This is a genomic window from Leucobacter sp. USHLN153 (assembly GCF_037145615.1).
GTDB lineage: Bacteria > Actinomycetota > Actinomycetes > Actinomycetales > Microbacteriaceae > Leucobacter.
On the sequence record NZ_JBBCXE010000004.1, the window covers coordinates 97,612 to 119,569 of the forward strand.

20 protein-coding genes are annotated in these 21,958 nt (G+C 66.6%); 12 read left to right on the forward strand and 8 right to left on the reverse strand.

Annotation, left to right across the window (positions count from 1 at the left end):
* Nucleotides 1-44 precede the first annotated feature (44 nt).
* The 3 genes from WFH00_RS08390 to WFH00_RS08400 are packed head-to-tail and all read left to right on the forward strand — an operon-like array spanning nucleotide 45 to nucleotide 3,417.
* Nucleotides 45-530: a PLD nuclease N-terminal domain-containing protein gene (locus WFH00_RS08390; protein WP_336660351.1), complete on the forward strand. Its 486-nt coding sequence runs from the start codon at nucleotides 45-47 to the stop codon at nucleotides 528-530.
* The gene (gene menD, locus WFH00_RS08395) at nucleotides 527-2,494 is read left to right on the forward strand and encodes a 2-succinyl-5-enolpyruvyl-6-hydroxy-3-cyclohexene-1-carboxylic-acid synthase (RefSeq protein ID WP_336660352.1); all 1,968 of its coding nucleotides are present in this window, start codon (nucleotides 527-529) and stop codon (nucleotides 2,492-2,494) included. The genes WFH00_RS08390 and menD overlap by 4 nt, the downstream gene beginning before the upstream one ends.
* A 53-nt stretch (nucleotides 2,495-2,547) precedes the next feature.
* A complete protein-coding gene (locus tag WFH00_RS08400; RefSeq protein ID WP_336660353.1) occupies nucleotides 2,548-3,417 on the forward strand; it encodes a PPK2 family polyphosphate kinase in 870 nt (289 codons plus the stop codon).
* A gap of 17 nt (nucleotides 3,418-3,434) precedes the next feature.
* On the opposite strand, the gene WFH00_RS08405 is transcribed toward WFH00_RS08400, so the two are convergent.
* The gene (locus WFH00_RS08405) at nucleotides 3,435-4,748 is read right to left on the reverse strand and encodes an isochorismate synthase (protein ID WP_336660354.1); all 1,314 of its coding nucleotides are present in this window, start codon (nucleotides 4,746-4,748) and stop codon (nucleotides 3,435-3,437) included.
* A gap of 114 nt (nucleotides 4,749-4,862) precedes the next feature.
* Between WFH00_RS08405 and WFH00_RS08410 the strand changes: the two genes are divergently transcribed.
* From WFH00_RS08410 to WFH00_RS08420, 3 genes are all read left to right on the forward strand, one after another.
* Nucleotides 4,863-6,068 carry a class I SAM-dependent methyltransferase gene (locus WFH00_RS08410; RefSeq protein WP_336660355.1) on the forward strand — a complete coding sequence of 402 codons (1,206 nt, stop codon included), beginning with the start codon at nucleotides 4,863-4,865 and terminating at the stop codon, nucleotides 6,066-6,068.
* Nucleotides 6,069-6,109: 41 nt separating this feature from the next.
* Complete coding sequence (locus WFH00_RS08415; RefSeq protein WP_336660664.1) at nucleotides 6,110-7,123, forward strand: polyprenyl synthetase family protein; 1,014 nt, start codon at nucleotides 6,110-6,112, stop codon at nucleotides 7,121-7,123.
* Nucleotides 7,124-7,193: 70 nt separating this feature from the next.
* Nucleotides 7,194-8,594, forward strand: coding sequence for an FAD-dependent oxidoreductase (locus tag WFH00_RS08420; protein ID WP_336660356.1), 1,401 nt, complete (start codon nucleotides 7,194-7,196; stop codon nucleotides 8,592-8,594).
* 26 nt (nucleotides 8,595-8,620) lie between these two features.
* Here WFH00_RS08420 and WFH00_RS08425 read toward each other — a convergent pair whose 3' ends face one another.
* On the reverse strand, nucleotides 8,621-9,508 hold the full coding sequence (locus tag WFH00_RS08425) for a Sir2 family NAD-dependent protein deacetylase (protein WP_336660358.1): 888 nt from the start codon (nucleotides 9,506-9,508) through the stop codon (nucleotides 8,621-8,623).
* Nucleotides 9,505-11,112 carry a PucR family transcriptional regulator gene (locus WFH00_RS08430; protein WP_336660359.1) on the reverse strand — a complete coding sequence of 536 codons (1,608 nt, stop codon included), beginning with the start codon at nucleotides 11,110-11,112 and terminating at the stop codon, nucleotides 9,505-9,507. The genes WFH00_RS08425 and WFH00_RS08430 overlap by 4 nt, the downstream gene beginning before the upstream one ends.
* A 90-nt stretch (nucleotides 11,113-11,202) precedes the next feature.
* Here WFH00_RS08430 and lysA point away from each other — a divergent pair, with 90 nt between their 5' ends.
* The 6 genes from lysA (at nucleotide 11,203) to WFH00_RS08460 (ending at nucleotide 16,325) form a co-directional block, all read left to right on the forward strand.
* A complete protein-coding gene (gene lysA / locus WFH00_RS08435; RefSeq protein ID WP_336660360.1) occupies nucleotides 11,203-12,498 on the forward strand; it encodes a diaminopimelate decarboxylase in 1,296 nt (431 codons plus the stop codon).
* A 67-nt stretch (nucleotides 12,499-12,565) separates the two neighbouring features.
* The gene (locus WFH00_RS08440; protein ID WP_336660361.1) at nucleotides 12,566-13,492 is read left to right on the forward strand and encodes an ABC transporter substrate-binding protein; all 927 of its coding nucleotides are present in this window, start codon (nucleotides 12,566-12,568) and stop codon (nucleotides 13,490-13,492) included.
* Nucleotides 13,489-14,478: an amino acid ABC transporter permease gene (locus WFH00_RS08445; RefSeq protein ID WP_336660362.1), complete on the forward strand. Its 990-nt coding sequence runs from the start codon at nucleotides 13,489-13,491 to the stop codon at nucleotides 14,476-14,478. Before WFH00_RS08440 ends, WFH00_RS08445 begins: the two co-directional genes overlap by 4 nt.
* The gene (locus tag WFH00_RS08450; RefSeq protein WP_336660363.1) at nucleotides 14,475-15,293 is read left to right on the forward strand and encodes an amino acid ABC transporter ATP-binding protein; all 819 of its coding nucleotides are present in this window, start codon (nucleotides 14,475-14,477) and stop codon (nucleotides 15,291-15,293) included. The genes WFH00_RS08445 and WFH00_RS08450 overlap by 4 nt, the downstream gene beginning before the upstream one ends.
* Nucleotides 15,294-15,353: 60 nt before the next feature.
* Nucleotides 15,354-15,908: an orotate phosphoribosyltransferase gene (gene pyrE, locus WFH00_RS08455; RefSeq protein WP_336660364.1), complete on the forward strand. Its 555-nt coding sequence runs from the start codon at nucleotides 15,354-15,356 to the stop codon at nucleotides 15,906-15,908.
* Nucleotides 15,909-16,196: 288 nt separating this feature from the next.
* Entirely contained in the window at nucleotides 16,197-16,325 is a 129-nt protein-coding gene (locus WFH00_RS08460; protein ID WP_336660365.1) for a hypothetical protein, read from the forward strand.
* A 180-nt stretch (nucleotides 16,326-16,505) separates the two neighbouring features.
* Here WFH00_RS08460 and WFH00_RS08465 read toward each other — a convergent pair whose 3' ends face one another.
* From WFH00_RS08465 to WFH00_RS08485, 5 genes are all read right to left on the reverse strand, one after another.
* Entirely contained in the window at nucleotides 16,506-18,017 is a 1,512-nt protein-coding gene (locus WFH00_RS08465) for a peptide MFS transporter (RefSeq protein ID WP_336660366.1), read from the reverse strand.
* Between the two features lie 282 nt (nucleotides 18,018-18,299).
* Complete coding sequence (locus WFH00_RS08470) at nucleotides 18,300-19,217, reverse strand: arginase family protein (RefSeq protein WP_336660367.1); 918 nt, start codon at nucleotides 19,215-19,217, stop codon at nucleotides 18,300-18,302.
* Between the two features lie 13 nt (nucleotides 19,218-19,230).
* Nucleotides 19,231-20,034 carry an amino acid ABC transporter ATP-binding protein gene (locus WFH00_RS08475; protein ID WP_336660368.1) on the reverse strand — a complete coding sequence of 268 codons (804 nt, stop codon included), beginning with the start codon at nucleotides 20,032-20,034 and terminating at the stop codon, nucleotides 19,231-19,233.
* The gene (locus tag WFH00_RS08480; protein WP_336660369.1) at nucleotides 20,031-20,840 is read right to left on the reverse strand and encodes an amino acid ABC transporter permease; all 810 of its coding nucleotides are present in this window, start codon (nucleotides 20,838-20,840) and stop codon (nucleotides 20,031-20,033) included. The genes WFH00_RS08475 and WFH00_RS08480 overlap by 4 nt, the downstream gene beginning before the upstream one ends.
* Before the next feature lie 62 nt (nucleotides 20,841-20,902).
* On the reverse strand, nucleotides 20,903-21,799 hold the full coding sequence (locus WFH00_RS08485; protein WP_336660370.1) for an ABC transporter substrate-binding protein: 897 nt from the start codon (nucleotides 21,797-21,799) through the stop codon (nucleotides 20,903-20,905).
* Nucleotides 21,800-21,958: the final 159 nt, after the last annotated feature.

Consider the following 21,958-nt stretch of genomic DNA (forward strand, 5'->3'; position numbering starts at 1 on the left):
GCAAGCCCCCGTAAGGCCCCAGCCGCGGCGGGTACGATTGCCGTATGGTGCGGTTCGTGATTATCGGAATCGTCATTGCTGTGGCGTTCACGCTGTACGCGCTCGTCGATGCGGCGATGACCGATGCGACGCGTGCTCGTGGCGTCGGTAAACCGGTGTGGATCGTGCTGATCATCGTGCTTCCCGTGATCGGGGCCGCGCTGTGGTTCCTGATCGGCAAGGGCGCGCCGAGGCCGCGCGAGGCACCGGCGCGGCGACCCGACGATGATCCGCGGTTTACGGGAACGCGGCTCTCGGGCGACGATCTCGAAGCGCACATGCGCGATCTCGAGGCGCGCCTTCGAGAGCTCGATGAAGAAACGTTCCCGGGCGAGGAGCGACGGGGCGGTGCGACGGCTGCGGACGCGGGTGAGCGCGGCGACGCGAAGTCGCGGGATCGCGAAGCGGAACACGGCTCGACGCCGAGCGCGGATCCCGAGCTCGGCAAGAGCGCGGGTGACGCGCGCCCCGACGGCGACACGAAACCGTGACAGGACCCGGGCCGGCAGCGTCATCGGTCTTCGCGGTCGAGTTGCTCGCCGCGTTCGTGCGGCGCGGCGTGCGTGACGTGGTGGTGTGCCCCGGGTCGCGTTCGCAGGCGCTCGCGCTCGCGGCGGCAGCGGCCGAAGAGGCGGGCGCACTCCGCGTGCACGTCAAGCTCGACGAGCGATCCGCGGCATTCTTCGCCCTCGGCGTTGCGCGTGAAACCGGCATTCCCGCGCCCGTGATCGTGACGAGCGGCACCGCGGTCGCGAACCTGGTGCCCGCCGCCCTCGAGGCGCACGAGGCACGCGTGCCGATGATCCTGCTCACCGCCGACAGGCCGAGGGAACTCCGCGGAACCCGGAGCAACCAGACGACGCGCCAGGCCGGGCTGTTCGACGCGGTCGCCCGCTGGTCCATCGACGCTCCGGCGCCGGAGTGGAACGGCGGCGACCTGCTGCGCGAGGGCGACCGCGATCCCGAGGCGCTGGCTTCGCGGGCGCTCGCCGCCGCGCTCGGCATTCCCGGTGGCGCTCCGGCCGGGCCCGTCCAGCTGAACCTCGCCTTCCGCGAACCGCTCTCGGGCACGAGCGGTTTCGATCGCATGATCGCAGCCGGGTTCGTTGCTGCGGCGGAGGAGCGGAAGGAGCTCGAGCCCACTGCGGGGCAGGCGGCGGATCGCGCCGAGCCCGCCACGGCGGATCTCGGCGGAGCGTACCTGCACGAGGGCGACGCGCTCGCGGTCGTGATCGCTGGTGCCGGAGCGGGTGTCGAGGCCGAAGCGTTCGCGCACGAGGCTGGGCTTCCGCTCCTCGCCGAGGCGGTGAGTGGCGCGCGATTCGGGCGAGAGACGATCACCGCGTACGCGTCGCTCATCGACGACCCAGAGATCGGAGGGCTCGTCGAGCGCGCGATCGTCTTCGGGCATCCGACCCTCACCCGCCAGGTGCCCGCCCTGTTCAGGCGCGATGACGTTGAAGTCGTCGTCGTGGATCCGCACGCGGGCCCGGGGGTCGAGCACGTCGCCGGACGCAGCGCTCGGGTGGTGCGCTCGGCCCGGGTTTCGCCCGAGCACGACCCGCGCGCGCTGCGACGCTGGCTGGGTGCCTGGGTGGTCGCGGACCGCGCCCTCCAACGCAAGCGGAGCACGGTGCACGAGCCCGATCTCGACGCCGCGACCGCCGCGGGCTACAAGGAACGCAACGCGTACGCGCGGGCTGAGGTTGCGGCGATGCGCGAGCCGATCTCGCGGGAACTCCTCGTGGAGAGCGTGTGGCGCGGCACTTGGCCGCATGATCGGCTCGTCGTCGCGGCGTCGAGGCTCGTGCGGGTGCTCGACGCGCTGGCCCCCGCGCGGCGCGTGAGCGTGCACGCGAACCGAGGTCTTGCGGGGATCGACGGCACGATCGCGACGGCGCTCGGCATCGCGACGGCGAGTCAGGACGTCGAGGATCCGGCGCGCGGCGCCGGCACCACGCGTGTGCTGATCGGTGACCTCGCGACCCTGCACGACGCCTCCTCCTTGCTGCTGCTCGAGGGCGAGCGCCGACCGCGGGTGCAGCTCTTCGTCGGGAACGACGGAGGCGGCACGATCTTCGACGGCCTTGAGGTCGCAGGCACGGCCAATCCCGATGCGTTCTCGCGCGTGATGCGCACGCCGCAGCGCGCCGACTTCGCCGCGCTCGCCGCGGCCTATGGCTGGGAGTACCGGCGCGTTTCGACCCGGAGCGAACTCGAGCGTCTGCTCACGGAGCCGGTGACAGGGCCGAGCCTCGTCGAGGTGCCGCTCGGTGCGAGCGACGAGGCGGCGCCCGGCGCGGATGGTGCGGCTGGCGCGGTCGGTCTCGCGGGTGATGCCGCTGCTGATGATGCCAGTGCTGCTGATGATGCCAGTGCTGCTGGTGATGCCCGTGCTGCTGGTGATGCCAGTGCTGCTGCCGATGTCGCGACGGGAACCGCCGGCCCCGAGTGAATGTCGGTGCTTCCCTCTACAGTGGAGCGCACGAGCACGAAGGGACGACGGTGATGGCGCAACAGTTCTGGACCGATGATGTCAGCGCGCTGCTGCGCGTACGAGAGGGTTTCGATCTCCGCGAGATCGACCCCGACGCGCGGCCGGGCACGGAGGCCCGCAAACACGAGGGCGAGCGCGAACTCGTGCGCGCGACCCCTGAGCTACGAGTGCTGCAGGAGAAGCTCTTCGCCCAGAGCCGTCTCGGTGACCAGCGGCGATTGCTCGTCGTGCTGCAGGCGATGGACGCGGCGGGCAAGGGCGGCATCGTCAACCACGTCTTCGCGCAGACCGAGCCGTACGGGCTCGCGCTCACGGCGTTCAAGGCGCCCACCGAGGAGGAACGGTCGCACGACTTCCTCTGGCGCGTGGAGCCGCGAGTGCCGGGGCCTGGCATCATCGGCGTCTTCGACCGCTCGCACTACGAGGACGTGCTCGTGCAGAAGGTACGCGGCTACGCTCCGCCCGAGGAGATCGAACGACGCTACGGCGCGATCGTCGATTTCGAGCGGCGGATCACGGCCGAAGGAGTGCGTGTCGTCAAGATCATGCTGCACATCTCTCCGGAGGAGCAGGCGGAGCGACTGCTCTCTCGACTCGACGATCCCGAGAAGTACTGGAAATACAACCCGGGTGACGTCGACGAACGCCTGCTCTGGCCCGCGTACATGGAGGCGTTTCAGACGGCGATCGACCGCACAGACTCACCGGAGGCGCCCTGGTACGTCGTTCCCGCGAATGCGAAGTGGTACGCGCGGGTGGCGGTGCAGCGCATCGTGATCGACGAGCTCGCGAAGCTCAGCCCGCACTGGCCCGAGCCGGATTTCGACGTGGCGGCGGAGCGGCAGCGGGTCGTCGACTCGCAGGATCTTCGTTGGCCGTAGCCGGGGGCTATCGCGAGTCAGCGCGCGAACGCCTCGGAGATCGGCCGGAACTTCGACACGGTCTCCCCGAGTTCGTGCTCGGGGTCTGAACCGGCGACGATGCCACCGCCCGCGCTCGCGATCACGCGCCGCTCGCCGGACGCCGGAGTCGCCGTGTCGACCTGAGCGCAGCGCAGGCCAATGACCCACTCGCCGTCGCCCGCCGCGTCGATCCAACCCACGGCGCCCGAGTAGCGCCCCCGATCGAACGGTTCGAGTTCGGCGATGGCGGCGACCGCGGCCGAGGTCGGCGTCCCCGCGACCGCAGCGGTCGGATGCAGCGCATCGACGAGCTCGATCGACGAGCTCTCCTCGCCGAGCGCGGCGCCGAGATCCGTGGCGAGGTGCCAGACGTTCGGGAGCCGCAGTGGGAATGGCTCCTCGCTGGTGTGCAGGTCGCGAACGAGCGGCGACAGCGCGGTCACCACACTCTGCACCGCGAATGCGTGCTCGTGCTGTTCTTTCGCGCTCGTGAGCAACTCGTCGCGCGCGCGGAGATCTCGGGCCTCGTTCTCAGCGTGCCGTCCGCGTGTTCCGGCGAGCACGCGCGCCGACACGGCTCCGCCGGTCGAGCGCACGAGCGTCTCCGGGCTCGCACCGATGAAGCCGTCAACCGCAAAGGTCCAGCAGTCGAGGTATTGACGCGCGAGCCGCTCGAGCGGGATACGCAGGTCGGAGCCGACCGGAAGCTCGCCCTCGAGCTGGCGCGCAATGACGATTTTTTCGAACTCGCTCCGCGCGATCCGCCGCCCCGCCTCGCGAACGCCGGCGATATACGCCGAAACCGAGTCGTCGCCACTTTCGAGGGTGCGATCGTGCATGGCGACGCCCTCCCAAAAGCCTCGCGGCTGCGGTTCGGGGGCGGCGATCTCGGTCTGCTGCCCGGTGCCGGCGCCGGTGTCGAGGTTCGTGATCTCGGTGATCCAGGCGCGTCCGCGGTGTCGCGCGATAAGCACCCGCGGCACGATGAGCACGCTCTCGGCGGCGCTGGAGTCGGCGAAGGCGAACGTTCCGAGTGCAACGAGGCCCGAGCCGGGCATTCCCACGGGGTCGTCGATGATCGCGGTGCGCGCGATCCGGCGCCACTCCTCAGCGGCTTCAGTAAACCGGCGAGGCCCAGTGAACGTCAGTCGCAGCGCCTCCCCGACGCCGACGCAACCGCGGTCGCCGCGAGTCCAGATCAGGGGGTGCTCGGGGTCGGCGAGCCCGACGAGCTCGGGAACCTGGTCGAGCGGCCGAGTGATCGCGCGTAGGCGGGGAGCCGGAGCAGCGGCCGAAGGGGAGCTCGTCACCCTGCCAATCTACCCCTCCCGCCTGAGGTGCCCCGTGGGAGAGGTACTCCTCGACGATCGCGCGGCGCCAGATCAACCCATGAGTTGTGGAGACGCACGGGATACGATGGTGGGGTGACTCGTCCCGATACCGCGACCAAGCATGCCTCCGATGTTTCCGCCATGTTCGATGAGGTCTCCCCGCGTTATGACCTGATCAACGACGTGTTGACCGTCGGAAACGATCGTCTGTGGCGCGTGGCGACGACGAAGGCCGTCGCGCCTCGCCCGGGCATGCGCATTCTCGACCTCGCTGCGGGCACCGGCACCTCCTCGGCGGCGCTCGCCGCCCACGGAGCGCACGTCGTCGCCGCCGACTTCTCGGAGGGCATGCTCGCCGAGGGGCGGAAGCGTCACGCCGGCAACAAGCTCATCGAGTTCCAGTGGGCCGATGCGACCCAGCTGCCGTTCGAGGACGACAGCTTCGACGCCGCGACCATCTCGTACGGGCTGCGCAACGTCAACGACCCGAAGGCGGCGCTCGCGGAGATGCGACGCGTCGTGAAGCCGGGCGGGCGCGTCGTCATCGCCGAGTTCTCCACCCCGCCCTCGGGTTTCGTGCGCGGGCCGTACGCGTTCTACGGGCGTCACGTGCTGCCGCGGGTTGCGGGCGCGATCAACCGCGAGGCGGCCCAGGCCTACCGCTACCTCAACGAGTCGATCGAGGCGTGGCCGAATCAGACTGAACTCGCCGCGTGGATGCGCGAGGCAGGACTCGAGCGCGTGGCGTACCGCAACCTGACCTTCGGAATCGTCGCGCTGCACCGCGGATTCGTGCCGCGCGAGGCGCCGAAGCCCGTCACTGCGGAGCCCGCGAAGCCCGCCGCAGTGAAGAAGCCCGCCGCAGCGAAGAAGCCCGCGTCCGCGGGGTCCGCCGCCGTGTCGAAGCCCTCGGGCGAGAAGCCGGCAGCGTCGAAGACCTCGGCGACGAAGTCCGCAGCGGTGAAGCAGCCGGAGGCAGGTATGAAGCCAGCTGCAGCGACGAAGCCTGCGGCGGCGAAGGATCCTGCTGCCCCGAAGAAGCCGGTTTCCCCGAAGCCTGCGGCGGCGAAGGATCCTGCTGCCCCGAAGAAGCCGGTTTCCCCGAAGCCTGCTGCCGCGAAGCCTGCTGCGTCCAAGCCTGCCGCGAAGCCTGCTGCGTCCATGCCTGCCGCACCGAAGCCCGCCGCACCGAAGCCCGCTGCGCCGAAGCCCGCTTCGCCCAAGCCAGACGCCCCAAAGTCAAACGCACCGAAGCCTGCTGCACCGAAGCCGGCGGTGCCGAACGGAGACGCGCAGTGAGCCGTCTCGAGGCCGCCGACACGGCGACGCAGGCACTGCCGATGCGCCTGTTCCGCGGCGCCGCCGATCGCCGACAGGCGAAGCAGATTCAGGATCAGCTCGAGCTCATCGAGTCGGAGCTCACGGAACACCTGCGATTCGCGTCGCCGGTCGCCGATGCGCCCGCCCGGTACCTGATGGGTGCAGGCGGGAAGCGGATCCGCCCGGTGCTCACCCTGCTTTCGAGCGAGCTCGGAACCGGCCCGAACGAGTTCGTGCGCCGCGCGGCCGAGGCCGTGGAGATGACCCACCTCGCGTCGCTGTACCACGACGACGTCATGGACGACGCGAAGCTGCGCCGCGGAGTGCCCGCAGCGCAGACCGTGTGGTCGAACTCGGTGGCGATCCTCGCCGGCGACCTCCTCTTTGCTCGAGCATCGTCCCTCGTGTCGGGCATGGGTGAGGATGCGATTCTGCTGCAGGCCCGCACCTTCGAGCGTCTGTGCCTCGGCCAGCTGCACGAGACCGTCGGCCCGCAAGAGAGTGATGACCCGAAGGCGCACTACATTCAGGTGCTCGCCGATAAGACGGGCGCGCTGATCGCGACGGCCGCCCGCATGGGTGCCATGTTCGGCGACGCGCCCGCGGAGTACCTCGACCCGGTGACCGAGTACGGCGAGCGGATCGGCGTGGCGTTCCAGCTCATCGACGACGTGATCGACCTGTCGCCCAAGAAGGAGCAGACGGGCAAGCGCGCGGGCACCGACCTGCGCGCGGGCGTCGTCACGCTGCCGTACTTGCTGCTGCAGGATCGCGCCGCAGCGGGTAACGCGGACGATGCGGCGCTGCTCGAGCGGATCAGGGCGGGAGTCGCCGAGATCGAGAACGGCGCTGACCCCTCGCTGCTCGATCCCGAGGTCGCGGCGCTGCAAACGCACGAGGTGACGCGCGAGACCGAGGCGACCGCGCACCGCTGGGCCGAGGACGCCGTGCGGGCGCTCGACGCGCTGCCGAAGTCGTCGGTGAAGCGCGCGCTCGAGCGTATGGCGGACTCGATCGTCAACCGCGAAGGCTGAGCGCCACCCACCCCCGTCGAACCCCGAGGACGCCGTGGCGATCCTCGGACCTGGAAGGAATTTTCGAGCGATGAGCAAGATGCGACTGGCGATTGTGGGAGCGGGCCCGGCGGGTATCTACGCCGCCGATCTGCTGTTGAAGGCGGATCGCGATTTCACCGTCGAGATCGACCTGTTTGAGCAGCTGCCGGCACCCTACGGTCTCGTGCGCTACGGTGTCTCGCCCGATCACCCGCGCATCAAGGGCATCATCACCGCGCTACGCGATGTGCTCGACCGCGCGGAGTCCGGAGAGACGGGGGAGGACCGGATCCGCTACTTCGGGAATGTACGGTACGGGCAGGACATCACGCTCGACGACCTCAAGCGCCACTACCACGCGGTGATCTTCTCGACCGGGGCGATCCGCGATGCCGCGCTCGAGATTCCCGGCATCGATGCTGAGGGCTCGTACGGCGCCGCGGACTTCGTGAGCTGGTTCGACGGGCACCCCGACGTGCCGCGCACCTGGCCGCTCGAGGCGCGCTCGGTCGGCGTCGTCGGCAACGGCAACGTCGCTCTCGACGTCTCGCGCATGCTCATCAAGCACCCCGAGGATCTGCTGCCCACCGAGATTCCGCAGAACGTGCACGAGGGATTGGAGGCGAACCCGATCGAGGAGTTGCACCTCTTCGGACGGCGCGGGCCGAAGTACGTGAAGTTCACGCCGCTCGAGCTGCGGGAGCTCGGGGAGGTGCGCGACGTCGACATGGTGATCGACGAACGCGACTTCGCGCACGACGACGCGTATGCCGACGAGGTGCTGGCGAAGAACAAGCAGGTCGTCGTGATGACCCGCATCATGGACAAGTGGCGCGACGAGCAGCGCGCGCGCGAGGCAGGCGAGGTTGCTCCCGCAACGCGGCGGCTGCACCTGCACTTCTGGTCGAAGCCGGTCGAGGTCGTTGTCGAGGAGGGTCGCGTCGCCGGGCTGAAGGTGGAGCGCACCGCGCCCGACGGGCAGGGCGGCATCGTCGAGACGGGCGAGTTCGAGATCGTGCCGATCCAGTCGCTCTATCGCGCGGTGGGCTACTTCGGCTCGCCGCTCGATGAGATCCCGTTCGATGACGCCCGGGGCGTGATCCCGAACACGCAGGGGCGCGTCGTCGACCTCGACGGTCAGCAGATCCCCGGCGTGTATGCGACCGGGTGGATTAAGCGCGGCCCCATCGGACTCATCGGGCATACCAAGTCCGACGCGATGGAGACGCTCGAGTGCCTGCTCGAGGACCGGGACGGGCTCTGGGAGCCCGAGGCGCCCGAGCTCGAGGCGATCCCGGCTCTGCTCGAGCAGCGCGATGTGCCCTACACGACGATCGAGGGGTGGCACCGCCTCGACGCTCACGAGCTCGGCCTCGGCGAGCCGCACGGGCGCGAGCGCATCAAGGTGGTGCCGCGCGACGAAATGACGCGGATCGCGCGCGGGGAGTAGGGCTGGGCGAGGACTACGGGCGCCGCTCAGCGCAGCAGGCGCTCCAGATCCTCGAGCACCTCTGCGGCGCCGCCCTCGATGCGGACGGTCACCGATTCGCGCTCGTCCACGGCGGTCGGCCCGCGGTTGATCACCGCGATCGGGATACGGCGCAGCTGCGCCCGATGCACAAGGCGGATCCCGGTGTTCACCGCGAGCGACGTGCCGATGAGCAGCAGCCCACCCGCCTCAGCGACGAGCCCCTCGGCGGCCTCGAAGACCGGCTTCGGCACGAACTCGCCGAAGTAGACCACGTCGGGGCGCAGGATCGAGCCGCACGCCGGGCAGCGCGGCTCAGTCACCGTCTCGGTACCCGTCACGCGCGCATCCCCATCGGGCGCGATCTCCGCGTCGGCATTGCGCTCGGCGAATCCGGGGTTGGCCCGGTCGAACCACCCGAGCACCTCGTCGCGCGTGAAGCGGTGTCCGTTCTCGGTGCAGCGGATCGCACTCCCGTTGCCGTGCAGCTCGACGACGCTCCGGGATCCTGCCCGCCGATGGAGGTTGTCGACGTTCTGCGTGATCACCCCGTTCGTGAGTCCGGCCGCCTCGAAGCGCGCGAGCGCGAGGTGGCCTGAGTTGGGCGCGACGTGGCCGGTGTGCAGGGCGTTCACGCGGGCGCCGGCCCAGAAGCGACGACGGTACGCCGGGTCGTCCATGAACTGGGAGATGCTCATCGGGGTGCGCGGGGGAGTGCCCTCGCCCCGGTAGTCGGGGATGCCCGAGTCCGTGCTGATCCCGGCACCCGTGAGCACCGCGAGGGGCGCCGCGTGGAACAGCGCCGCGAGTCGCTCGAGCTGCGACCTACCGCCCCCGGCGTCCGGTTTGCGACGGGGCGACTCTTCTGGGGCATCGTCTGAAAGGCGAGCGTTCATCTGGGGTTCTTCTTCCCGGCGATTCGCAGTGCGCGAAGCTGGAGCCACGTCGTGAGGAGCAGGTCAGGTGTCGAGAGGTCGACGCCGAACTTGTCCTCGATGTGACGCATACGGTACCGCACCGTATTCTCGTGGACCGCGACCGCGCGTGCCGTGCGTGCGACGTTACCGAGGTTCGCGCACCACGCTTCGAGCGTCTCGGCGAGGGCGCCCTCGTGCGTTTCGAGTGCGACGAGCGCGGGTGCGAGCAGTTCGGGTTCGGCAGTAAACATCGCCTCGGCGCGCTCGAGCAGGAGCAGGGTGCGGGCGGCGTCGATCGTGACGACGCGTTCGGGGATGCTTCCCTGATGGCGCTCCGCCGTGTCGAGCAGGCGGTCGCCGAGCTGCCGCAGCGCCGAGACCTCTCCCGACCGGTGAGCAGTCCCAGGGAGGGCGAGCAGGGTCCCGGGCCCCACGAGCCGGTCGATGACGGGAAGCAGAGGTTCAATAAGTCCCGATATCGGCAGCATGGGCTGATGCGCGACGAGCGCATAGACGCGGTCGCCTCGAACCACGGTCACGGATTCGGGGCGGTGCAGCGCGAGGTGCCTCTGCACAGTCGATCGCAATTGCGCGAGCGTGGTATTCGGGGCGTCTGGTTCCGGCGAGAAGACGAGGAGTTCGCTGCCGCGCTCCTCGCGGTGACCGAGCTCCGCCAGTTCTGAGCCCGTGACCTCGCTGCCGTCGAGCAGCGTACGAAGGCGGGCCTCGCGCGGAATATGCGTGGTGCGCCGCGCATGGATATCGCCGAGCAGGTGCGCGGCCGCGACGGATGCGGCCGCGCGGATCCTCGCGTCCTGTTCGTCGGTGAGTTCCGACTCCCCGCTCGCGTCGATCGCCCAGATGGTGCCGAGAGGCAACGCTCCTGCGCGCACCGCGAACGCCACTCGCGGCTCCTCATCACCGAGCCGCGGGTACTTGATCGGAGCATCCGAGCGCAGCACTGTGCGGTACTGGTCGTCATTGAACGGGGAATCGGGGACCTCGCGGGTGAGGATCCCCTGGGTGCGGAGACGGTCGATGAGCTGGCCGGGCACTGACGAGTACGCGATGACGCGCCTACCGAGATCCTCAATCGCTACCGAACCTCCGAAATGCTCAGCAAGCTCGTTGGCGAGCGCGAATAAAGGCTCGAGACCTCGATCGCGGTGCGCGTCGTCGCGGTGGCGTCGCTCACCCAGGGCCTGCGCGAGCAGAGAATCGAAGAGCCGCCAACTCACATGGTCAGCGATGCGAATGAATGGGATGCCGATGCGCTCCGCGATCTGTTCGAGGGAGGCGACGTCGTTATCGCCGCACTTGACGACGAGACCGACCGCTGCGTGACGCGCAGCGAGGAGCGCAAGTTCCTCGATCTGCTCCACGGGCAGTACGCGCGGAGAGGGAATGAGGAGCAGTAGGTCCGCTTCGTCCGGGATCGCATCTCGCGCATCGTAAAACTCGGCGCCGCGCACCAGGCGGCTGGGGCGGGAGGAGCCGATCGGAGTTGCGATCCCGGGTTCGAGGAGGTCGAGCAATTCGTCGATTGGAATGCCGTCCGAAAACCCAATTGGAGAAGAAGGCATATCCATCCCATAAAGATATGCGAAAACCACAAAATATGCTGCGCGTGCCCCGCATAGTGTGGTCACGCAACGACGCAGATGGAGGCACACATGCACGAGACCCGACCCGCTCCCGAGGGCACCCGATTGGGTGAACTCTGGGAGGTGTTCCCGGAAGAATCCTCCGCGTCGGCAGACGGAGTGCTCGAAGTTGGGGGAGTGCCCGTCGCCACGCTCGCCGAGCGCTACGGTACCCCGCTCCACGTCATTGATGAGACGGGCCTCCGACGGCAGATCCGCCGATTCGTCGACGGCTTGCGGGGCCGCTGGCCGAACTCGGAGGTGCTCTTCGCATCGAAATCGCTTCCGGTCGTCGGGATGTATCGCGTGGCACAGGAAGAAGGAATGTCGGTCGATGTCGCGGGGGGCGGCGAGCTGCGGCTCGCTCTCGCTGCGGGCGTCGCGCCCGAGCGGTTGCACTTCCATGGCAATGCGAAGACCGATGACGAACTGCAGATGGCGCTCGACGCCGGCATCGGCACTATCATCGTCGACAACGATGACGAGCTCGATCGGTTGGAGCGGCTGCTCACGCGCCCGCAGAAGCTCCTGCTGCGAGTGATCCCGGGTGTTGAAGCTGAGACTCACGCTTCCCAAGCCACCGGCGGAGATCGTTCGAAGTTCGGTCTCCCGATGGACCAGGCGACCGCAGCGATCGAGCGTATGCGCGCGCACCCGCTCATGGTGTTTGAAGGTGTGCACCTCCATATCGGCTCCCAGATCCTCAACACCCGTCAGTTCGCCGAAGCGGTCGAGAACATCTCCTCCGCGGGAACCTTCGACACCTACGATGTCGGCGGCGGCCTCGGTGTGAAATACACGTACGACGAAGACGCGCCCAGCGTCGACGCGTATCTCGACGCAGTCGTAGCGGCTGCCGCCGACCACTTGCCCCATTCCGCGCGGCTCATGATCGAACCAGGGCGTTCCGTCGTTGCACGCGCCGGAATCACGCTCTACCGCGTCGTCTCGGTCAAGCGCACGGGAGACGTGTTCGTCGCCGTCGACGGGGGCATGGCCGATCAACTCGATATCGCGCTCACCGGGCAGCGGTACGAAGCAGTGATCGCCAACCGAATCCATGAACCGTGGACGGAGCGCGTACAGCTCGTCGGGCGGCAGTGCGAGTCGGGAGATCTGCTCATCGACGGCGCCGACTTCCCCGAGGCGCAGGTGGGAGATCTCGTCGCGATGGCGACCACCGGCGCGTACTCCTACACGATGTCCAACAACTACAACGGGGCGCTCAAGCCCGCCATCGTCTTCGTGCGCGAGGGTGAGGCACGCCTTGTCGCTCGTCGCGAGACCTACGACGACATGCTCGCGCTGCATTCTCCCGCGGTGTAGTAGCACCCGGTGCCGACCAGCAAAACCGAAACATTCACGACACCTCTCAATGACGAAGGAACTGAACATGACGAAGTTGCCCCTCACCCTGCTCGCCGCCGCCGCTGCCGCGGCGCTTGCGCTGTCCGGATGTTCAGGATCGGGTTCTGCCGACGAACACGCCGAATCGGCGTCCTCGGGTCTGCCCGCCGGTGACGAGATCAGCACCACCGCGGACGACTCGCTGGCCGAACTGCTTCCCGACGACGTCGTCGAAGCGGGGGTCATCAACATCGCGGTGGACATCCCATTCCCGCCGATGGCGATGTACGACGAGAATAACCGCGAGATCGGCTTCGATCCCGAGCTCGGACGTCTGCTCGGTCAGAAGCTCGGCATCGATGTTTCTTTGAACAAGCAGGCGTTCGACTCCGTGATCCCGTCGCTGCAAGCGAACAAGAACGACATCATTATGAGCGGAATGAACGACACCCCGGAGCGGCAGAAGACCCTGAGCTTCGTCGATTACACACACGGTGGATTCGCGATCGCCGTAAAGCGGGGGAACCCCGAGGGAATCAGTACCCAACGCGATCTGTGCGGTAAGACGGTGTCGGTGCAGAAAGCGACCGTTCAGGGCGACCTGCTCCGCGCAATGGACTGTGATGTGAACGTCATGGAACTGCCGAGCGACCTCGACGCGCAGACCGCACTGCGTGCGGGGAAGAGCCAGGCCTACACCGCCGACGCAGTTGTCGCTGAGTACGTTGTTGCGACGACGGACGATGGTCAGGCGTTCGAGATCGTGCGCGACCCCGAGAACCCCGCCGGCTTCAACCCCGTCTACAGCGGTATCGGCATACTGAAAGACGACACCGAACTCATCGAGGCCGTCCAGCAGGCGCTGCAGGCGCTCATCGATGAGGGCACCTATCAGGAGGTGCTCGAGCGAAATAACATCGACGCTTACGCCGTAGAGTCCGCCGAGGTCAATCAGGGAGCCGACGCATCATGAGCGCTCCGGTTTCGGCCCTCGAGGGAGCGGCGATCCCTGCGCTCTCCAATGAGGACGACGTCGAGGCGATCCCGCTCCGGCGGCCGTGGCGCTGGATCAGTGCGGTCGTCGTGCTCCTCGTCCTCGCCGCTGTTGTCTACGTGATCGCCACCAACCCGAATCTCGACTTCGGCACCGTGGGTCACTTCCTGTTCGACCAGCGGATTCTCGAGGGAGTTTGGCTGACGATCGTGATCACGGTGATCTCAATGGCGGTCTCGACCTTGCTGGCGATTGTGATCGCAGCAATGCGTCTCGCCTCGAATCCCGTCCTCTCGAGTGTCGCCTGGCTGTATGTCTGGGCGTTCCGCGGTACCCCAGTGCTCGTGCAAATCGTGCTGTGGGGATACCTCGGGCTGCTGTTCGACCGGATCGTGCTCGGCGTCCCATTCACCGAGGTGGTCTTCTGGTCCGTCGAAACGAACTCGCTGGTGACGCCGTTCATCGCCGGTTTGCTCGCGTTGACGCTCAACCAGGCGGCGTACTCGTCCGAGATCGTACGTGCCGGCATGATGTCCGTCGACGATGGTCAGCGCGAGGCCGCGTACTCACTCGGAATGGCTCCCCTATACACGTTCCGACGGGTGCTCCTGCCGCAGGCGATGCGCGTCATCATTCCGCCCATGGGCAATGAACTCATCTCGATGCTGAAGAATACGTCACTGCTCTCGGTGATCGCAGTGATGGAGCTCTACACCCAGGCATCGGTGATTTCATCGTCCAACCTCAAGCAGGTCGAGCTCCTCATCGTGGTGAGTGCGTGGTACCTCTTCATGACGAGCGTGCTCTCGATCCCTCAGTACTACCTCGAGCGCCGCTACGGCCGCGGAGCCTCGCGCGCGCTTCCCCCGACCCCGTTCCAGCGCGTGCGGGCCATGGTCGACTCACGCAGGCCGGGGCCGGAACCAGCACCCGCGACGACGAAGGTGGAGGTAGTCGAGAAATGACCCTGCAAGATACAACTGCTGAGACCACGGGAGTGGGGTCGGCACGCCCGGCGCGGGATGCGCTTGTCGAGATCCGGCGTGTGCGCAAGAGCTTCGGCGCTCACCAGGTACTTCGGGACGTATCGCTCGCGGTGCCGGCGGGCACGGTCACTGTTCTGCTGGGGCCGTCGGGCTCTGGCAAGTCGACCCTGTTGCGCTGCGTGAATCACCTCGAGACGATCGACGGGGGGCGGATCCTCGTCGACGGCGACCTCATCGGCTATCGACAGGTGGGCTCGAAGACTCATGAGATGAGCCCTCGGCAGATCGCGAAGCAGCGGCGCAATATCGGCATGGTGTTTCAGCGCTTCAACTTGTTCCCGCACATGACAGCACTCGACAACGTGTGCGAGGCGCCGATCGGGGTGGCCGGCCGTTCGAAGGCTCGGGCGAGGGAACGAGCACGGGAGCTGCTCGGCCGTGTGGGGCTCGCCGATTTCGCCGGGCACTATCCGGCGCAGCTTTCCGGAGGGCAGCAGCAGCGGGTGGCGATCGCGCGGGCGCTGGCCATGGACCCAAAGCTGATGTTGTTCGATGAGCCGACGAGCGCCCTCGATCCCGAATTGGTGGGTGACGTTCTCGACGTGATGCGCGCGCTCGCCGATGATGGCATGACGATGATCGTGGTGACTCATGAGATCGGGTTCGCGCGAGGGGTCGCCGATCAGGTGGCATTCATGGACGGCGGCGTGATCGTCGAGGCGGGGCCTGCGGAAGAGGTTATCGATCGACCGCGCAGGCAGCGTACGCGTAACTTCCTCGAGAGCGTGAGATGAGCACGCGCGTCGAGCTGCTCGCTCGCCTGAGCTGCTCGACGCGCCGCTAGAATCGACGCCATGACCACTGCGCGCGAACAGCTCATCGATCTCATTACGAGCGAGGCTGTCTTCCACGGAGATTTCACGCTGACGAGCGGCAAGAAGGCGACGTACTACATCGACCTGCGTAAGTTGAGCCTCGACCATCGCGCTGCTCCCCTCATCGGTCAGGTCATGCTCGATCTGATCGATGACATCGACGGTGTGGTCGCGGTCGGCGGGCTCACCATGGGTGCGGATCCGATCGCGTCGGCGATCATGCATCAGGGCGTCGCGCAGGGCAAGGTGTACGACTCGTTCGTCGTGCGCAAGGAGCCCAAGGATCACGGACGCGGCCGTCAGGTCGAGGGACCGGACCTCGCCGGCAAGCGCGTGGTCGTCGTGGAGGACACGTCGACGACGGGCGGCTCGCCGCTGAAGGCGATCGAGGCACTCAAGAAGGTCGGTGCTGAGATTGCGGCGGTCGCAGTCGTGGTCGATCGCCAGGCCCCGGCCAAGGCCCGCATCGAAGAGGCTGGATACGAGTACCGCTACGCGATCGGCCTCGACGACCTCGGCCTCGACCCGCAGTAGCCGCCGCACCGATTGAGATCAAATCGATGAAGTTGTAGTACGCGGTCCCTGCGCTTTTCGCCGCCGCAGTTCTGTCACTGACAGGGTGCACCAACACCGAAGGGGCGAACGAGGCGAGCGACGCGAGTGCGCTCGATGGGATTGAGGTCGATCAGAAGGCCGCGGATCTGCTACCCGCGGAGGTCGAGAAGTCTGGAGAGCTGACGATCGGGAGCTCTCTTGCGTATCCTCCCAACGACTACCTCTACACCGATGGAAATTACACCGGCCACCGCGAAGGGAAGCAGCATGACTGAGGCGATCCAGGCGGGACTGGATTCTCTGATCAAGGATGGCACCTACGGGGAAATTCTTGGGTCCGCGGTCCTCGAATCGGGCGCTCGCATGGAGGCGACGATCAACGCGGGCGACAAATAAGCGCCATTCGGGGCACGCACCGAGGCAAGTTCGTGGAAAGCGGTACAACCGCGTCGGTGCTCTCCAACCCTCACGTGGCGTACACCCGCGTGCTCCGCGACAGCGTTCCGTCACCGCGATGGCGTGAGCCAGGGGTGCTGGAAGGCGTCGCGTCGCACTTCGGGGTGTAGGCGCGCGGCGCTACGCGGTGCGGAGGCGCGTGTCGACCACGCGGTAGGCGAGACCGAGCACGGCGATCGTGACGAACGAGGTGATCGCGACGACGCTGAAGTACTGGCCCTCGGCTCCCGGCTGGTAGAGGCCCGAGATCCACCCCGAAAGCGTCGATCCGCCGGCCATCGTGAGGAAGTACAGCGCGGTCATCTGCGCGTTCGCCGCGCGCGGCGCGAGCTCGGCGGTGAACGACAGCGCCGATGGTGCGAACATGGCCTCGCCGAATGCGAAGAGCAGCATGACGGGAATGGTTGCGAGGAGCGGCATCGACTGACCGGAGCTCAGGCTGAACGGCACGATGAGCGCGGCGCCGAACGCCATAGCGACAACGCCGATAATGAGCTTCGGGACGGGCTGCATGCGCGCGGCCCGGCTCTTGGTCCAGAGAACCGCGAGCAGCGCAGTGATGCCGGCGACCGCGAGGCTCTCGAGCGTGACGATCAGGGTAGGCGGAATGGTGAGGGCGCCGGCCGAGAGCTGAATCTTCGTGTCCGCGTAGACGGCGAAAGCCGTGAACAGCTGGAACAACAGCGTCCAGAAGACCAGGCTCATCAGGAAGACCGGAATGTAACGGACCACCGAACAACGCTCGCCTGCCGTGACCTGCTTGTTCGTCAGCAGCATGGTGAAGAAGGCGATTGCGGCGAGGAGCACGATGAGCGCCACCGCATTGCTGATGTTCTCCGCGCGCACCACACCGGTTGCGATCGCAACCGCGATGATCGCGATGGCGACGAGCGAGATCAGCATCCACTTGACGCGCTGCTGAGCGGGCAGGGGGTTCGGTACGACGGCGGTGCTCGCGGGGAGCTTGCCCATGCCGATGGCGTACTGGATCAAGCCCGCGGCCATGCCGACTGCGGCCGCACCGAATGCGACGTGGAATCCCCACTCCTGGTGCAGCCAGCCCGTGAGGAGCGGTCCGAAGAACGCGCCGATCGTGATGCCCATGTAGTAGATGGCATAGCCTGCGTCGCGCTTCGCGCCGCCCTTCGGGTACAGCGCGCCGACCATCATCGTGGTGTTGACCTTCAAGCCGCCCGTGCCCACGACGATGAGCGCGAGACCGATTACGAGTCCGATGAGTCCCGGCACGACGGCGAGCATGATGTGACCGGCGAGGATCGCGCTTCCTCCGATCAGCACGACGTATCGCGGCGCAAGCACGCGGTCGGCGATCCACGCGCCAACGATCTGCGCGATGTAGACCAGGCCGCCGTACGCGCCGGCGATGCCGAGTGCGACGGGTTGCGGTAGGCCGAGGCCGCCGTCGGAGAGCGAGTAGTACAGGTAGTAGGCGAGCAGCACCTGGAGCCCGTAGAAGCTGAAGCGCTCCCACATCTCGGCGGAGGAAAGGGTGAGCAGGCCGCTGGGCTTCGCTTCGTCGGTGACGACGCCGAGCGCGTCGGTGACCCCGATGTTCTCGGTCGCAAGTTTCGTGTGCGCTGCCGAGGTCTCGGTAGGGGAGGATTTCGCCATTGGTACTCCAGGGGTGAGTGCCCGCTGCGATGCGGTGCACAGTCGCGGTTGGTCCCGTGCCGGGCTGCCCCGCCAGTGACGCGGCAAGTTGGTCGGACCAACTGATGAACGAATCACAGCGTATCGAGGTCGACGATGAGTGTCAAAAGCGGCGTCGAGAGTACCTTGCGGAGAAACGACAAAAGCGGTGCCGGGCGCATTTCACGCTCGGCACCGCTGATCCTGCACCCCCGTGAGGAGCGGGAAATTCGTGAAGAAGTCGGTCTCGTGAGGTGAGCGCGCCTAACGCTCGACGACCGCCTTGAGAAACTCGAGAATGACATGCGCGGCAAGGCTTCCCGTCTGGCCCGCGACGTCGTGGGGCGGCGATACCGTGTTGACATCGCAGACCACGACATTCAACCGAGAGACACCTCGCAACAGTTCGAGCCCCTCGGCGGTGGAGAGGCCACCCCAAGCGGGAGTAACAACGCCGGGCGCGACCGAGGGGTCGAAGACATCCATGTCCCAGCACAGGTACACCGGACGCGCACCGACGACGTCGTTGATCTCGCGCAGCACGTCTGCAATGCCCCGCTCGCGTACGTCGCTCATGGGTCGCACGTGGTAACCCAGCTCTTCGGCAAAACCGATCACCCCGGCTTCGCCTCCGAGCGCCGTGTCTCGGATGCCGACGTGGAATGACCGCGCCACATCGACGACTCCTTCTCGAGCCGCGTGCACGAAGGAGTTGGCGTTATTGAACTCTTCGGGTTCGAAGAGATCGTAGGCATCAGTGTGAGCATCGAAGTGCACGAGAACGAGGTCTTCGTGCCGACGATGCGTCTCACGGAGCTGGGGCAGCGTGACCGCCCCGTCACCACCCAGCGTGATCGGGAGTGCGCCTTCATCGAGGATTCGCCCGACCTCCGCTGCGATGCGCTCGAATGCCTGCGACACCTGACCCGGCGTCACATCGACGTCGCCGAGATCGACGAGACCGAGGTGCTCGATGGGGTTGACGCCGAGATCCTCGGCGGCCTCGGCGACCAGCAGGGAGGAGGCCCGCACATGGGAGGGGCCTCCTCTCCCGCCGATGCGATTGGGGTGCGAGCCCATGTCGAACGGGACTCCGAGCACTGCTGCTCGCGCGCCAGCGGCCGAAGTCGCGTGCGGGGCATTGAACAGGGTGCCGGAAGGGCGGCGAAAGACCGTGCTCATCACTACTCCCGTTTCAGAGGATCTTCGAGAGGAACTGCCGCGTCCGATCGTGACTCGGGTTCGTGAAGACGAGCTCCGGGTCGCCCTGCTCGATGATCGTTCCGGCGTCCATCACCACGACCCGATCCGCCACCTCGCGGGTGAAGCCCATCTCGTGGCTGACGACGATCATCGTCATTCCGGCCGCGGCCAGATCCTTCATGACCTGGAGCACCTCGCCGACCATCTCGGGATCGAGTGCCGAAGTCGGCTCGTCGAAGAGCATCAGCGCCGGGCGCATTGCGAGCGCGCGTGCGATCGCAACGCGCTGCTGCTGGCCGCCCGAGAGTGAGCGGGGACGGGCGTCTGCCTTGTCGGAGAGCCCAACGCGCTCCAGTAACTCCTTGGCGTAGGCGACAGCGACCGTCTTCTTCTCACCCTTCACCCGCACGGGCGAATGCCAGATGTTCTCGAGCACCGTCATGTGCGGGAAGAGATTGAAGTGCTGGAAGACGAAGCCGATGTTCGAACGCTGCTTCGCGAGTGCCTTCTCCGAGATCGGCACTGAACGCCCGTTCTCGCGCACGGTCTCGCCGATCCGCTCGCCGTTGATGTAGATCTCGCCGCTTTCGATCTGCTCGAGTCGATTGAGCGTGCGCAGGAACGTCGTCTTGCCCGCACCCGACGGTCCGACGAGCACGACCACCTCGCCGCGAGCGATCTCGAGGGAGACGTCCGTGAGAATGTGCCGGTCGTCGAACCACTTGTTCACGTCGACCGTGCGAACGATCGGGCCGTCTGTGACGGAAACGGGCGTGGTGTACTCGGTCGCGCTCATGCGGAGACTCCTTCAAGCTCGGAGAGCGGGTTCTTCGGGGCGATGCGATCACGCTTGCTGCGCGCGCCGAAGAGTCGCTTCCAGATCGACTCGGCCTTGGGCAGCCCCGCCTTCGCGTTGAGCCAGTTCTCGATCCAGGTCTGGATCACGGTCCAGATCGTGGTGAGCGCCAAGTAGTAGAGCGCAATAACGATGAAGATCTCGAACGCCTTGAACGTCGAAGCGGCCATGGTGCTGCCGACCTGGAACATCTCCGCGACGCCGATGATGGAAAGAATCGAGGTGCTCTTCATGAGCCCGTTGAACGAGTTGCCCAGCGGAGGAACCATCACGCGGATCGCCTGCGGCACGATGATCCAGCGCATCGCGCCGAGCCCCGTCATGCCGAGCGAAAGCGCCGCCTCGGTCTGGCCCTTCTCGATCGACTCGAGACCGCCGCGAACGATCTCGGAGATGTAAGCGCTCTCATTGAGCATGAGACCGATGATGGCGGCCTGAACCGCGCCCTTCACGAGGATCCCGACGGTGATGTCTTCGAAGCGGAAGATGTTGGCCGCTGCGAGGCCGGTGTAAAGAATGACGAGCTGGACGAGCACCGGGGTGCCGCGGATGATCCAGATGTAGAGGCTCGCGATGATGCGCAGCACGATGAAGCGGCTGCGGCCCATCAGGGCGATGATGAGACCCAGGATCAGAGCGAGCGCCATCGCGATGACGGAGATGCTGATGGTGAGCCAGAGGCCATTCAGGAAGCTCTCGTTCGGAGTGAACAGAGCGTCCCAGAAATATGTCCAGTCGAATTTCATGCGTTATGTGTCCCTGTGCGGAAGGGGTTCGGTGAGGGCGAGCGCCCCCACCGAACCGGGGTCTATTCGGCCTTCGTGATGTCGTTCGACTCGACGTCCCACTTCTCGAGGATCTCGAGGTAGCTGCCGTCGTCGATCATCGACTGGAAGGTCTCGTCGAGCGCCTTGTTCAGTTCCGAGTTGTCCTTGAGCGTTGCGGCCCCAATACGGATCTTGTCGGAGGGCTCACCCACCATGCTGATGTCGCCGTCGGTCTGCTTCTGGTAGAAGCCCATGATCTCGGACGTGTCGACGAACGCCTCGACCTGCCCGGCGATCACCTGCTGCACTGCGTTGACACCCTCGTCGACGAGCGTGATGTCGAGCGGCTCCTTGCCGTCTGCCTCGCACTTCTTCGACAGCTCTTCGGCGCCGCTGCCGCCGGTGGCTCCGGTGATCGCGACCACCTTGACGCCGCAGAGGCTCTCATCGAACCCGGTCACATCCGCAGGGTTCTCCTTGCTAACGCCGACTCCGGTGCCCGAGTACAGGTACGGCACGAAGTTCGCGATCTCCTCGCGCTCCGGCTTGATGTAGAGCGAGCCCATGATGACGTCGCACTGCTTGGCCTGCAGAGCGGGGATCAGGCCAGAGAAGTTGTACTCCTCGAGTACGGTCTTGAGCCCGAGACGCTCGGCGAATGCCTTTGCGAGGTCGATCTCGACACCGATGAGCTCGTTGTTCTCGTCGTAGTAGATGTTGGGCGGCGAGTCACCGGTGCAGACGGTGAGGTTGCCCTCCTTGATGATGGTCGGAGTCGAGAGCTTTGCTTCCGAGCTGCTCGAGGAGGATGCGTCGCCGGAATCCTCCGAGTCGGAGGATCCGCCGCTGCACGCGGCGAGGGACAGGGAAAGTCCGGCGACCGCGACGAGGGCGCCGAGCTTCGCGAAGCGTCCCGCGCGTGAGGTAGTGAATGTCATGGTGTCTCTTTCTTCTTTGAACGAGTTCGTGGTGATGAGCGGCTTGAGGTGTATGCTGCAATCATCAGTTGGTAGGACCATCTACCGAACCTGAATACGTACGATACTCCCGATTCGGTCAGCGCGTCAACGCGGACCCATGATCGTGACGGGACGGAG